The 12,581-nt window shown below is 72.1% G+C and carries 10 protein-coding genes; all 10 read left to right on the top strand.

Features of this window, described 5'->3' with window-relative positions; all coding sequences use genetic code 11:
• The first annotated feature begins 25 nt into the window (after window positions 1-25).
• The 10 genes from ACFYR3_RS06435 to ACFYR3_RS06390 all read left to right on the top strand — a co-directional run bounded on the left by ACFYR3_RS06435 (window position 26) and on the right by ACFYR3_RS06390 (window position 12,520).
• Window positions 26-2,479 carry a SpoIIE family protein phosphatase gene (locus ACFYR3_RS06435; RefSeq protein ID WP_389281780.1) on the top strand — a complete coding sequence of 818 codons (2,454 nt, stop codon included), beginning with the start codon at window positions 26-28 and terminating at the stop codon, window positions 2,477-2,479.
• A 230-nt stretch (window positions 2,480-2,709) separates the two neighbouring features.
• Window positions 2,710-3,435: a class I SAM-dependent methyltransferase gene (locus ACFYR3_RS06430; protein ID WP_355840293.1), complete on the top strand. Its 726-nt coding sequence runs from the start codon at window positions 2,710-2,712 to the stop codon at window positions 3,433-3,435.
• A 75-nt stretch (window positions 3,436-3,510) separates the two neighbouring features.
• Window positions 3,511-4,344, top strand: a complete 834-nt coding sequence (locus ACFYR3_RS06425; RefSeq protein ID WP_355840294.1) for a M55 family metallopeptidase — start codon at window positions 3,511-3,513, stop codon at window positions 4,342-4,344.
• Window positions 4,337-5,641: a M20/M25/M40 family metallo-hydrolase gene (locus ACFYR3_RS06420; protein WP_355840295.1), complete on the top strand. Its 1,305-nt coding sequence runs from the start codon at window positions 4,337-4,339 to the stop codon at window positions 5,639-5,641. The genes ACFYR3_RS06425 and ACFYR3_RS06420 overlap by 8 nt, the downstream gene beginning before the upstream one ends.
• 9 nt (window positions 5,642-5,650) lie before the next feature.
• Window positions 5,651-7,624 (top strand): LpqB family beta-propeller domain-containing protein, encoded by a 1,974-nt coding sequence (locus ACFYR3_RS06415; protein WP_355840296.1) that lies wholly within the window; start codon window positions 5,651-5,653, stop codon window positions 7,622-7,624.
• Window positions 7,625-7,801: 177 nt separating this feature from the next.
• Window positions 7,802-8,728 carry an LD-carboxypeptidase gene (locus ACFYR3_RS06410; RefSeq protein WP_355840357.1) on the top strand — a complete coding sequence of 309 codons (927 nt, stop codon included), beginning with the start codon at window positions 7,802-7,804 and terminating at the stop codon, window positions 8,726-8,728.
• A gap of 285 nt (window positions 8,729-9,013) precedes the next feature.
• A complete protein-coding gene (locus tag ACFYR3_RS06405; protein ID WP_355840297.1) occupies window positions 9,014-9,265 on the top strand; it encodes a DUF1049 domain-containing protein in 252 nt (83 codons plus the stop codon).
• A gap of 26 nt (window positions 9,266-9,291) precedes the next feature.
• Window positions 9,292-9,840, top strand: coding sequence for a GNAT family protein (locus tag ACFYR3_RS06400; protein ID WP_355840298.1), 549 nt, complete (start codon window positions 9,292-9,294; stop codon window positions 9,838-9,840).
• A gap of 175 nt (window positions 9,841-10,015) precedes the next feature.
• Entirely contained in the window at window positions 10,016-10,492 is a 477-nt protein-coding gene (locus ACFYR3_RS06395; RefSeq protein ID WP_389281776.1) for an arginase family protein, read from the top strand.
• 51 nt (window positions 10,493-10,543) lie between these two features.
• On the top strand, window positions 10,544-12,520 hold the full coding sequence (locus ACFYR3_RS06390; RefSeq protein WP_389281774.1) for a DUF5107 domain-containing protein: 1,977 nt from the start codon (window positions 10,544-10,546) through the stop codon (window positions 12,518-12,520).
• Window positions 12,521-12,581 lie beyond the last annotated feature (61 nt).

The raw sequence follows: 12,581 nt of genomic DNA, 5'->3' as shown, positions 1-12,581 counted from the left end.
GCCGTGGGGAGAGAGGGCCTGGGCCATGGACCGTGGCACCGAAATGGGCGCAGCTCCCAGCCGCGGAGCTGGGAACGGCGCGGTGGGGCACGCCGCCGCCGGTCGCATCCCGCTGGCCGTGGTCGTCGTGGATCGCGGCGGGCTCGTCTCCCACTGGAGCAGCGGCGCGCGGCGCATGTTCGGCGCCCCCAAGGAGGAAGCGCTGGGCCGGCACGTCGTCGACCTGCTCCCCGTCTCCGGCGCGCTCCCCGAGGACACGGACGCGGCCCCCTTCGGGAGTTACGCGACGTACGACGGACTCGGGCGCGGCCTGGAGTCCTCCCTGGACGGGCGGCTCTCCTATCCGGCCGCCGGCCGCGCCCGGCTCACCGTGGCGGGTCCCGGCCGGATCGACGTCCTGTGGTGGGCCTACCCGCTGGTCGGCCCCGGCAAGGAGCGGCTGCTCGTGCTCGCCGCCGACGCGGCCGCGATGCGGCACGAGGACGACGTCTCCTTGGAGCGGATCGCGCCCGGCTTCGCGCTGCACACCGACTTCCCCGGTTCCGAGGAGCTGGCTCGCCGGCTGCCCGAGATCCTGCCCAGCATGAGCGTCGGCGAGAGCGCCCGGATCGTCTCGCAGGTTCTGGAACTGGGCTATCCCGTCCTGGAGTTCAGCCAGAACGATCTGGTGCCCGTCACCCCCGACTGGGGAGTGCCCAGGCGCGCGGAACGCAAGGCGCGCCGCGAGCGTGCGGCGCGGGCGGCGGTCTCCGGCGTGCCCGTGACGCAGAACCTCCCGGACGACGAGGGCGAGGACCTCGAGTACGTCGCCGTGCGTGAGCGCCTGGAGTTCCTGAACGAGGTCAGCGGGCGCATCGGAACCTCCCTCGACCTGTCGCAGACCATCCTGGAGGTCAGCCGGGCCGTCGTGCCGCGCTTCACGGACGTGGCGGGCACCTATCTGCGTGAGCAGGTCGTCGCCGGTGAGGGCTTTCCCGAAGGCGTGCCCGACACCACCACGATGTGGCACCGGGTCGCCCTGGAGCACACGGACGAGCCGGGTCGCTGGGACGATGTCGTGCCGGTCGGCGAGGCCATGCCCTTCCCGGCGCACACACCGTTCTTCCAGTGCATGACCACCGGTGAACCCGTGCTCGTGCCGCGCATCAGCGAGCAGATGGGACACATGATCGCCGCGCAGTTCGAGAAGCGCGACATCAGGCCGCTCATCACCCACCGCTCCATGCTGGTCGTGCCTCTCAAGGCCCGCAATGTGGTCCTCGGGTTCATGATCCTGCTGCGTCACCCGGAGCGCGTCGAGTTCAACGACATGGACCGGGTCACCGGCGCCGAACTGGCCGCCCGCGCAGGCCTGGTGCTGGACAACGCGCGCATGTACACGTACCAGGAGAGCGTCGCCGAGACCCTTCAGGACAGTATGCTGCCGACCATCGCGCCCCGGATGGCCGGCTGTGACATCGCCACCCGCTATCTGCCGGGAACGCTCCTCGGACGCGTCGGTGGCGACTGGTTCGACTCGGTGAAACTGCCCGGCTCGCGCACCGCCCTGGTCGTCGGAGACGTCATGGGTCACGGCCTCAACTCCGCCGCGATGATGGGCCAGTTGCGCACCGCCGTGCAGACCATGGCCGCGCTCGACCTGCCGCCCGCCCAGCTTCTGCGCAACCTCGACGACCTCGCCCAGCGCCTCGGCGACAACTATCTCGCGACCTGCCTGTACGCCGTCTACGACCCGATCGCCGGAAAGCTGCACATCGCCAACGCGGGCCACATCCCGCCGGTCCTGGTCCGTGCCGGGGACGGCCGCAGCGAGCTGCTCGATCTGCCGACCGGAGCGCCCATCGGGGTCGGCGGAGTGCCCTTCGAAGCGGTCCACGTGCGCGTGGAGCCCGGCGACCGGCTCGTGATGTGCACCGACGGGCTCGTCGAGGTGCGCGGCGAGGACATCGGTGTCGGCCTCGCCACCCTCTGCGAGTCCGCCGCCCACCCGGCCGCCTCCATGGACCACGCCTGCGACACCATCATCCGCGCACTCAACACCCGCGGTGGGCGCAAGGACGATGTCGCCCTGCTCATGGCCCGGCTCAACGGAATCGAGTCCGCGGACGTCGCCGCATGGCGCCTGGTGCTCGACCCGGTCGAGGTCGGCAGGGCGCGCGCCGTGGTCCGCGAACAGCTGCACGTGTGGGGTCTGTCAGGCCTCGCCGACAACGCCGAGCTGATGGTCGGCGAGCTGGTCACCAATGCCGTACGGCATGCGCACAGCCGCCGGATCGAGCTGCGGCTCGTTCGCGGCGACACCCTGCTGTGCGAGGTGGACGACGACGACCACACACTCCCGAACCTGGTCAGCGCGGGTCCCGGCGACGAGTTCGGGCGCGGCCTGCGACTGGTCAGCGCACTGTCCCGCGAGTGGGGGGCCAGCCGCACGAGCGCGGGCAAGACCGTGTGGTTCGAACTGGCGCTCCCGCGAAACTGAGTTGATCCCGCGACGCCGTCATGTCCTCCCGGCAGAAGGTTCGTTCCCGTGATGCGGACACGCATCCGTGACGCCCGCACGGCATGAGGCAGGCTCGGCGTGCGAGGGCGTACGGACTTCGAATGCGCGGTGAAGGAATGCGCCGTCGGCTTGTCGCCGCACGCCGGGCGCGATAGACCGAGCAGGCCCGCCGGGACCCGGCGGGCGCGGTCGCGACCCCGGGAGCGGGCATGAGCGTGAGCAGTCGGTACAGAGGGGCCTGGGAGGGCTTCTGGCGCGAGGCCCCCGGCGAACAGGGCGGGGTCTTCTGGGACGCCGAGCCCGCGCTCACGGCCGCGGTCCACCTCGCCCTCTTCGAGCCGCGCTTGACGGCACCCGACCTGCCCCTTGTGGACCTCGGCTGCGGCAACGGCACCCAGACCCGCTTCCTGGCCGACCGTTTCCCGCAGGTCGTCGGCACCGACCTCGCGCCGGCGGCGCTCGACCACGCCCGCACCGCCGATCCGACGGGCCGGGCCCGCTACCGCCTGCTCGACGTGGCGGACAAGACCGAGACCGAGGCGCTGCACGCGGAGCTCGGCGACGCCAACGTCTATATGCGGGGCGTGCTCCACCAGACCGAGCCGGACGACCGGCAGCCGCTGGCGGACGGACTGGCCACTCTGGTGGGGGAGCGGGGCCTGGTCTTCCTGGTCGAGCTCGCCGAGGCCGCCGGTCCGCTCCTGCGGGGGCTGGCCCAGAGTCCGGACGGCCCTCCGGCCAAGCTGGCCCCGGTGTTCCGGCACGGCATCGCCCCGGGCGAGGTCACTGACAACGCCGTCCCCGAGTACCTGCGGCAGGCGGGCCTCCTGGTCCTCGCGAGCGGCGAACTCCCGCTCGTCACGACCGAGCACATGCCCGACGGCACCGCCATCGAACTTCCGTCGCGGTGGCTGGTGGCCGGACGCTCCGGGTGACATCAGTGGTCTGGACCGGTGAGAGTTGTCCACAGGCTCTGCCGGGCCCAGGCCGAAGCGCGTACGGTTTCGGGCATGAAGATCCTCATCAGCGCCGACATGGAAGGCGCCACGGGTGTGACCTGGCCGGCCGACGTGCTGCCGGGGACACCCCAGTGGGAGCGGTGCCGCGCGCTGTTCACCTCGGACGTGAACGCCGCGGTCCTCGGCTTCTTCGACGGCGGCGCCGACGAGGTGCTGATCAACGAAGCCCACTGGACCATGCGGAACCTGCTGCTGGAGAGGCTCGACGAGAGAGCGGAGATGCTCACCGGGCGGCACAAGTCGCTGTCCATGGTCGAGGGCGTGCAGCACGACGACGTGGACGGCATCGCGTTCGTCGGCTACCACGCCGGAGCGGGCATGGAGGGCGTCCTCGCGCACACCTATCTGGCGAACTCCATCACGGGCGTGTGGATCAACGACGTACGGGCCAGTGAAGGGCTGCTCAACGCCCACGTCGTCGCCGAGTACGGCGTACCGGTCGTGCTGGTCACCGGCGACGACGTGGCGTGCGAGGACGCCCTCGGGTACGCGCCCGAGGCGCTGAAGGTCGCCGTGAAGGACCATGTCTCGCGGTACGCGGCCGTGTGCCGCACACCGGTCAGGACCGCCGCGGACATCCGGGCGGCGGCCAAGGAGGCGGCGGCGCTGGCCGTGCGGCACGAGCCGGTCGTCGGCGGCCCGTTCACCATCGCCCTGGAGTTCGACGCCGAGCACCTGGCGATGGCCGCCACCGTCGTACCCGGTGTCGGCCGCGTCGGGGAGCGGAAGATCGCGTACACCAGCGACACCATGTACGAGGGGATTCGGACCTTCAAGGCGGTCACCACGATCGTCTCGGCCGCGGTGGAGGAGCAGTATGGCTGACGCACGGGCACTCGAAGAGGTCGTCCGGTTCACCTCCGACCTCATCCGGATCGACACGACCAACCGCGGCGGCGGAGACTGCCAGGAGCGCCCGGCCGCCGAGTACGCCGCCGAGCGGCTGGCCGAAGCGGGCCTCGAACCCACACTCCTGGAGCGCACCAAGGGGCGTACGAACGTCGTCGCCCGGCTGGAGGGCACCGACCCGTCCGCCGACGCGCTGCTCGTCCACGGTCACCTGGACGTGGTGCCCGCGCAGGCCGAGGAGTGGAGCGTCCACCCGTTCTCCGGAGAGATCCGCGACGGCGTCGTCTGGGGACGGGGCGCGGTCGACATGAAGAACATGGACGCGATGATCCTCGCCGTCCTCCGGGCCTGGGCGCGCGAGGGGGTACGGCCCCGGCGCGACCTGGTCATCGCCTTCACCGCCGACGAGGAGGCGAGCGCCGAGGACGGCTCGGGCTTCCTCGCCGACAAGCACTCCGGACTCTTCGAGGGCTGCACCGAGGGCATCAGCGAGTCGGGCGCGTTCACCTTCCACGACGGCAGCGGCCGACAGCTCTATCCGATCGCGGCGGGCGAGCGCGGCACCGGCTGGCTCAAGCTCACCGCCCGGGGACGGGCGGGCCACGGCTCCAAGGTGAACCGGAGCAACGCGGTGACCCGCCTCGCCGGCGCGATCACCCGCATCGGCGCCCATGAGTGGCCGCTGCACATCACCCCGACCGTGCGGGCCGCCCTGACCGAACTCGCCGCCCTGTACGGCGTGGACGGCGGCCTGGACGACGTGGACGCCCTCCTGCGCAAGCTCGGCCCGGCCGCCGCGCTCGTCGAGCCGACCGTCCGCAACAGCGCCAACCCGACCATGCTGAGCGCCGGTTACAAGATCAACGTGATTCCGGGGGAGGCCGTCGCGTACGTGGACGGCAGATATCTGCCCGGCGGCGAGGAAGAGTTCCGTTCGACCATGGACCGGCTCACCGGGCCCGACGTGGAGTGGGAGTTCCATCACCACGAGGTGGCCCTCCAGGCGCCGCTGGACTCGCCGACGTACGCGAGGATGCGCGCGGCCGTCGAGGAGTTCGCACCCGAGGGCCATGTCGTGCCGTACTGCATGTCGGGCGGCACGGACGCCAAGCAGTTCTCCCGCCTCGGCATCACCGGCTACGGCTTCGCGCCATTGAAGCTCCCGGAGGGCTTCGACTACCAGGCACTGTTCCACGGAGTCGACGAGCGCGTCCCGGTCGAGGCGCTCCACTTCGGCGTCCGCGTTCTCGACCGCTTTCTGCGTACGGCCTAGGGGGACGAGATGCAGACCACGCCATACGGCTCATGGCCCTCGCCGATCGACGCGACGCTCGCCGCCGCGCACGACGGACATCCCGAGTTCGTCGGCTTCGTCGGCGACGAGGCCTGGTGGACCGAGCCCCGGCCGACCGAGGGCGGACGGCGCACACTGGTCCGGCGGAAGACGGACGGCACCGAGGAGCCGGTGCTCCCGGCCCCCTGGAACGTGCGCAGCCGCGTGATGGAGTACGGCGGCAATCCCTGGGCGGGGGTGATGCGACCCGAGGGCCCACTGGTCGTCTTCGTGAACTTCGCCGACCAGCGCCTCTACCGCTGTGAACCCGGCGGTGAACCGCGCCCGTTGACCCCCCTCTCGACGGTGGGAGGCGGACTGCGCTGGGTGGACCCGCAGCTGCGGGTGGAGCGTGGCGAAGTGTGGTGCGTCATGGAGGAGTTCACCGGGGACGGACCCACCGACCTGCGCCGGGCCGTCGTCGCGGTGCCGCTGGACGGCTCGGCGGCGCAGGACCGGGACGCCGTGCGGGAGCTGTCCGACGGGCGGTACCGGTTCGTCACCGGGCCCCGGCTCTCGCCCGACGGCCGGCAGGCGGCCTGGCTCGCCTGGGACCACCCCCGGATGCCCTGGGACGGCACCGAGGTGATCCTCGCGGACGTCACCGAGGACGGCACACTGTCCGCCCCGCGGACCGTCGCGGGGGGCCCGGACGAGTCCGTCGCACAGGCCGACTGGGCGGCCGACGGCACCCTGCTCTACGTCAGCGACCGCAGCGGCTGGTGGAACCTCCACCGGCTCGGCGCGGACGGCGAGGCGATCGCCGTCTGTCCGCGCGAGGAGGAGTTCGGCGGACCCCTCTGGAGGGTCGGACAGCGCTGGTTCGCGCCCCTGGACACCGGCCTGGTCGCCGTCGTCCACGGACGGGGTGCCACCGCGCTCGGGATACTGGACCCGGAGACCGGCGAGCTCGTCGACGCGGCCGGCCCCTGGACCGAGTTCGCGCCGACACTCGCCGTGCGGGGCAGCAGGGTCGTCGGCGTCGGAGCCAGCCCCCGCAGCGCCCACGAGGTCGTCGAACTGGACGCCAGCACCGGGCGGGCCCGGGTGATCGGCGCCGCCCACGACGACCCGGTCGACCCCGCGTACTACCCGGAACCCCGGATCCGCACCTTCACCGGCCCCGCCGGACGCGAGGTCCACGCGCACATCTACCCGCCGCACCACCCCGACCATGTCGGCCTCGGCGACGAACTCCCGCCGTACGTCGTATGGGCCCACGGCGGGCCCACCAGCCGGTCGCCCCTCGTTCTCGACCTGGAGATCGCCTACTTCACCTCGCGCGGAATCGGCGTGGCCGAGGTCAACTACGGCGGATCGACCGGCCACGGACGGGAGTACCGCAACCAGCTGCGCGAACAGTGGGGCGTCGTCGACGTCGAGGACTGCGCGGCTGTCGCGCTCGCGCTCGCCGAAGAGGGCACCGCCGACCTCCGCCGGCTCGCGATCCGGGGCGGCAGCGCGGGCGGCTGGACCACCGCAGCCTCGCTGGCCACCACCGACGTCTACGCCTGCGGCACGATCCTCTATCCCGTCATCGACCTCACCGAATGGGCCTCGGGCGAGACCCACGACTTCGAGTCGCAGTACCTGGAATCGCTGGTCGGTCCGATCGCCGAGGTGCCGGGCCGGTATGCGGAGCGGTCGCCGTCCACCCACGCCGACCGGATCACCGCGCCCTTCCTGCTGCTCCAAGGACTCGATGACGCCGTCTGCCCGCCCGTGCAGTGCGAACGCTTCCTCGCCCGTCTCGAGGAGCAGGGCCGCCGTGTTCCGCACGCCTACATCGCCTTCGAGGGGGAGGGGCACGGCTTCCGGCGCGCCGAGACGATGGTGTGTGCCCTGGAGTCCGAACTCTCCCTGTACGCCCAGGTCTTCGGACTGAACCCGCCCGGCATTCCCACTCTGGAGCTGTCCAAGTGAGGCCGCCGGCCGTCGGGGAGCGGACCGGGCCGAGCCGGGTCGGTTCGGGTCGGTTCGGGCCGCCGTGGCAGCCTGGACCCTGTCACGCGGCCCTTCGCGAGCCCCGGCGCGAGACGACCGCGACCGGATGAAGCACCAGGAACTGGAGCAGTACGAGTGACCCGAACGACCGCACCGATCACCGCCCTGACCCGACCCGCGCGGCTCGCCGCCGGGGCCGGGGTCGCGGTCGTCGCGCCCAGCGGGCCCGTCCCCGAGGAGCGGCTGGAGGCCGGTCTCGACATCCTGCGCGGCTGGGACCTCGACCCGGTCGTCGCCCCCCATGTCCTGGACCGGCACGCCGAGTTCGGCTACCTGGCGGGCACGGACGCGGACCGGGCCGCCGACTTCCAGGCGGCCTGGTGCGACCCGGACGTGGCCGCGGTTCTGTGCGCCCGTGGTGGTTACGGCGCCCAGCGCATGATCGACCTGCTCGACTGGGACGCCATCCGGGCCGCGGGCCCCAAGGTCTTCCTCGGCTTCAGCGACATCACCGCACTGCACGAGGCGTTCGCCACGCGGGTGGGGCTCGCGACCCTGTACGGGCCGATGGTCGCGTCCGTGGGCTTTCTGAAGAACGCCCGGTCGCAGGAGCATCTGCGGGCGACCCTCTTCGAACCCGAGTCGGTGCGGACCATCGCCTCCGGCGAAGCCGTCCCGCTCGTTCCCGGGAAGGCCCGCGGTGTCACGCTCGGCGGCTGCGCGAGTCTGCTGGCCGCGGATGTCGGCACACCGCACGCCCGTGTCTCCGCCCGGGACGGGCTGCTCCTGATCGAGGACATCGGCGAGGAGGCCTACCGATTGGACCGGATCCTGACGCAACTGCTGCGCACCGGCTGGCTCGACGGGGTGGCCGGGGTCGCGCTCGGCTCATGGGTGGACTGCGGACCGTACGACGGACTGCGCGCAGTGTTCGCCGACCGGCTCGGCGGTCTCGGCGTTCCGGTCGTCGAGCACTTCGGGTTCGGGCACGCGGAGGGGACGCTGACGATGCCGTTCGGCGTCCGCGCCGAACTCGACGCGGACGCGGGGACACTGACACTGGACGAGCCGGCGCTGCTCTGACGTCACGGGAGCGCCGCGCTGAGGGGTGCGCCCCTTTCGCGGTCGTCGGCCGTCCGCGCTCGTGCGTAGCTCACGGTCGCGCCCCATTCGTGGTCGCGTCCCGCACGCGTCCACCCTGGTCATGGCCGGTCGGGGGCGCGGTCCTGGGCGCCGTCGCGGGCGCGACGCCCGGGACGCCGGCAGGCCGGTGCCCCGGTGGCCGGGGACGAGCGGCGCCCGTCACCTCGGTCACCCGGAGGATGCTCCCGCCGCGCGTACCGGCGCCTTCTGGATCATGCTGAGCGCATGAGCCCGAAGACTTCCAAGAGCGCCGGTACGAGCGGCGGCAAGGGCACCCGCGAAGGGCCGCTGACGCCGGCCAGGGTCGCCGTCCTCGTACTGGCCGTCCTTGCCCTGATCTTCATCTTCGAGAACACCCGCAGCACCAGCATCCGGCTGCTCATCCCCGAGGTGATCATGCCGCTGTGGGTGGCGCTGCTCGCCACCGGGCTGATCGGCCTGGTGTGCGGTGCGTACGCCGCGAGACGCAGACGCTGAAACACCTGCTCGCGTAAGGTGACGGGATGCCTGAGAACGCCGGTTGTCTCGCCGAGGGCCCCCGTGTGGGCATACGGCATTTCACCCTCGACGACGCCGCGGAGTTCACCGCGCGGGCCAGGGAGAGCAAGAGCCTCCACCAGCCGTGGCTCTTTCCGCCCGGCAGCGTCGACGCCTATGCCGCCTACGCGGGGCGGCTCATCGAGGACCCGACCAAGGCAGGGTTCCTCGTCTGTGAACGGGACGGCGGGGGGATCGCCGGTTTCATCAACGTCAACAACATCGTCGAGGGCGGCTTCCTGTGCGGTGCCCTCGGCTACGGCGCCTTCGCGCACGCCGCGGGGCGCGGGCTGATGACCGAGGGGCTCGGTCTCGTCGTGCGGTACGCCTTCGGGGAGATGGGCCTGCACCGGCTGGAGATCAACGTGCAGCCCGGCAACGCGGCGTCGATCGCACTCGCCCGGAGCTGCGGTTTCCGGCTCGAAGGCTTCTCGCCGGCCTTCATCCACATCGACGGTGCCTGGAGGGACCACGAACGGTGGGCGATCACCGCGGAGATGGTCACGCCCCGCTGACGACAGCCCACGCCCCGCTGACGACAGCCCACGCCGGCCGACGACAGCCCACGCCGGCCGAGGACCGCTCGCGGGTGAGCGCGGGCGGGCACCCCGGGAGACGGCACCTACTGTGGCTCCCCGGTACACGCGGGCACCCCGGCCACCCCGGCGCACGCGACTCCCCCGGGCACACATGCCTCCCCCGGGCACACATGCCTCCCCGGGCACACATGCCTCCCCGGGCGCACATGCCTCTCCGGGCATACATGCCTCCCCGGGCATACATGCCTCCCCCGGCATCCGCGACTACGACGACCGCGACGAACTCGCCGCACTGAAGATCCCCACGACGACCGTCAGGGAGCTGCGCACCTGGGGGGTGGACGCGATCGCGCGGGCCACCCTGGCGACCCTCGAACTTCCGCACCTGGACGGCTTCTGGGTGCATTTCGACGCCGACGTGCTCGATCCGACCGTGATGCCCGCCGTGGACAGCCCGGACCCCGAGGGCCTGTTCCCCGACGAACTCCTCACGCTGCTCGGCCCGTTGGTCCGCTCCCCGCACTGCGTCGGCCTCAACGTCACCATCTACGACCCCGACCTGGACCCCGACGGCACCGCGGGAGCGCTCCTCGCGGACCTGGTCGTCGGCGCCTTTGCGGAATCCTGACCTGATTCTGACGAGCGGATACCCTGGTCAGGAGGCCGATGACCATGTTCCATGGTCATCGTGACGACGATCCGACGTGACGTACTGACCCTCCCGGCAGCGGAGTTGGGCCCGAGCAACCCGCTGCCGCCCCTGCGGACCCTCGACGAGATGCACACCATCGACGACCGCGACCGCGTCGGCCTGCCGAGCGACATGGCCCGGCAGATCGGGTACGAGCCGCTGCGCAGCGTGCTGCCTGAGCGCATACGGGACGGCTACGAGCGAGAACGGCCGCTCCGCGAACTCGACACGATCGTGATCGAGAACGACCGGCTGCGGGCCACCGTGCTGCCCGGCTTCGGCGGCCGTATCGTCTCGCTCTTCCACAAACCCTCCGCGACGGAACTCCTCTACAGCAACCCGGTGCTCCAGCCGGCCTGCTTCGCCCTCAACGGCGCCTGGTTCTCCGGCGGCATCGAGTGGAACATCGGCGCGACCGGGCACACCACCCTGTCGTGCTCACCCGTCCACGCCGCCCGCGTTCCCGCCCCCGACGGCGGCGAGATGCTGCGGCTGTGGGAGTGGGAACGGCTGCGCGACCTCCCCTTCCAGGTCGACCTGTGGCTGCCGGACGGCTCCGACTTCCTGTACGTCGGCGTCCGCGTCCGCAATCCCCACGAGAAGCCCGCCCCGCTGTACTGGTGGTCCAACATCGCGGTCCCCGAGGGGCGCAGGGTGCTCGCCCCGGCCGAGGAGGCCTATCACTTCGGCTACGAGCGACGGCTGCGCCGGGTACCTGTGCCGACGTACGACGGGATCGACCGGACGTACCCGCTCAACAGCACTTTCCCCGCGGACTACTTCTACGAGGTGCCCGACGGGCGGCGCCGCTGGATCGCCGCGGTCGACGACGCGGGCGAGGGGCTGGTCCAGACGTCCACCGATGTCCTGCGCGGGCGCAAGCTGTTCGTCTGGGGCTCGGGGCCCGGCGGGCGGCGCTGGCAGGAGTGGCTCACCGAGCCGGGGACCGGCGGGTACTGCGAGATCCAGGCCGGACTCGCCCGCACCCAGCTCGAACACGTACGGCTCGAAGCCGAGAGCGATGTTTCCTGGCTGGAGGCCTACGGGCCGTTGTCCGTGAGTGCGGAGACGGCGCACGGGGCGGACTGGGAGGCCGCGCGGGCGGACGTCGAGGGCCGGCTGGAGAGCGCCCTCACCCGGGACACGGTCGACGCCGCGTACGCCGCCTGGCTGCCGCACGCCGACTCGGATCCCGGCGAGGTGCTCGCCGTCGGATCCGGCTGGGGAGCACTCGAAGTGCTGCGCGCCGCCCACAAGTTGCCCGGTACGCCCTTCGACGAGAGCACGCTCGGCGACGACCAGGCGCCGTGGCGGGAACTCCTGCGGTCCGGCGCGTTCCCGGAGCCCCGGCGGGTCGGGCCGCCCGGCGAGACCCTGGTGGCCTCGCACTGGCGCGACATGCTGGAGACGGCACCGGCCGTACCGATCGCCGAGTACCACCTCGGAGTCGCCCAGTGGCATGCCGGTGATGTCGCCCAGGCCGTGCGGAGTTGGGAACGCGCACTCGAACTCGCGCCGTCGCTCTGGCCGTTGCTGCGCTGCCTCGCCGTCGCCGACCAGGAGGCCGGCAACCACGAGCGCGCCGCCGACCGTTACGCCGAGGCTTTCGACGACCTGTGCCGGGAGCGTCGCGACGACGGGGAACGGTGGACCGCGGCGACCGCCGCGCTCGGCCGCGAGGCCGTCGAGGCGCTGCTGACGGCCCGCCGTCCGGCGGACGCGCGGGCCGTGTGGGATCGGCTGCTCCCCGGAACCCGGGACCGGGGCCGGTTCCGCCTCGTCGAGGCCGAACTGCTCCTCGCCGAGGGCCGCCGCGAGGACGCACGGGCGATCTTCGACGCGGGCTTCGAGGTCGCCGACCTGCGGGAGGGAGCGGAGACCATCGACCGGCTGTGGTCCCGGCTCGGTGACGAGCCGCTGCCGGAGCGCTACGACTTCCGCATGCGGCCGCCGTCCACGCTCTGAGCCCGCCGCGCGCACGACCTCGCATGCTCTGAGCCTGCCGCGCGCACGACCTCGGGTGTCC

This window comes from Streptomyces sp. NPDC005784 (assembly GCF_042871525.1).
GTDB lineage: Bacteria > Actinomycetota > Actinomycetes > Streptomycetales > Streptomycetaceae > Streptomyces.
This window is presented reverse-complemented; position numbering and strand designations above follow the sequence as displayed.

Bases quoted from the DNA above. Each gene is read 5' to 3' on its own strand.
- ACFYR3_RS06435 (WP_389281780.1), top strand. From the start codon at position 26: ATGGACCGTGGCACCGAAATGGGCGCAGCTCCCAGCCGCGGAGCTGGG.
- ACFYR3_RS06430 (WP_355840293.1), top strand. From the start codon at position 2,710: ATGAGCGTGAGCAGTCGGTACAGAGGGGCCTGGGAGGGCTTCTGGCGC.
- ACFYR3_RS06425 (WP_355840294.1), top strand. From the start codon at position 3,511: ATGAAGATCCTCATCAGCGCCGACATGGAAGGCGCCACGGGTGTGACC.
- ACFYR3_RS06420 (WP_355840295.1), top strand. From the start codon at position 4,337: ATGGCTGACGCACGGGCACTCGAAGAGGTCGTCCGGTTCACCTCCGAC.
- ACFYR3_RS06415 (WP_355840296.1), top strand. From the start codon at position 5,651: ATGCAGACCACGCCATACGGCTCATGGCCCTCGCCGATCGACGCGACG.
- ACFYR3_RS06405 (WP_355840297.1), top strand. From the start codon at position 9,014: ATGAGCCCGAAGACTTCCAAGAGCGCCGGTACGAGCGGCGGCAAGGGC.
- ACFYR3_RS06400 (WP_355840298.1), top strand. From the start codon at position 9,292: ATGCCTGAGAACGCCGGTTGTCTCGCCGAGGGCCCCCGTGTGGGCATA.
- ACFYR3_RS06395 (WP_389281776.1), top strand. From the start codon at position 10,016: ATGCCTCCCCCGGGCACACATGCCTCCCCGGGCACACATGCCTCCCCG.
- ACFYR3_RS06390 (WP_389281774.1), top strand. From the start codon at position 10,544: ATGGTCATCGTGACGACGATCCGACGTGACGTACTGACCCTCCCGGCA.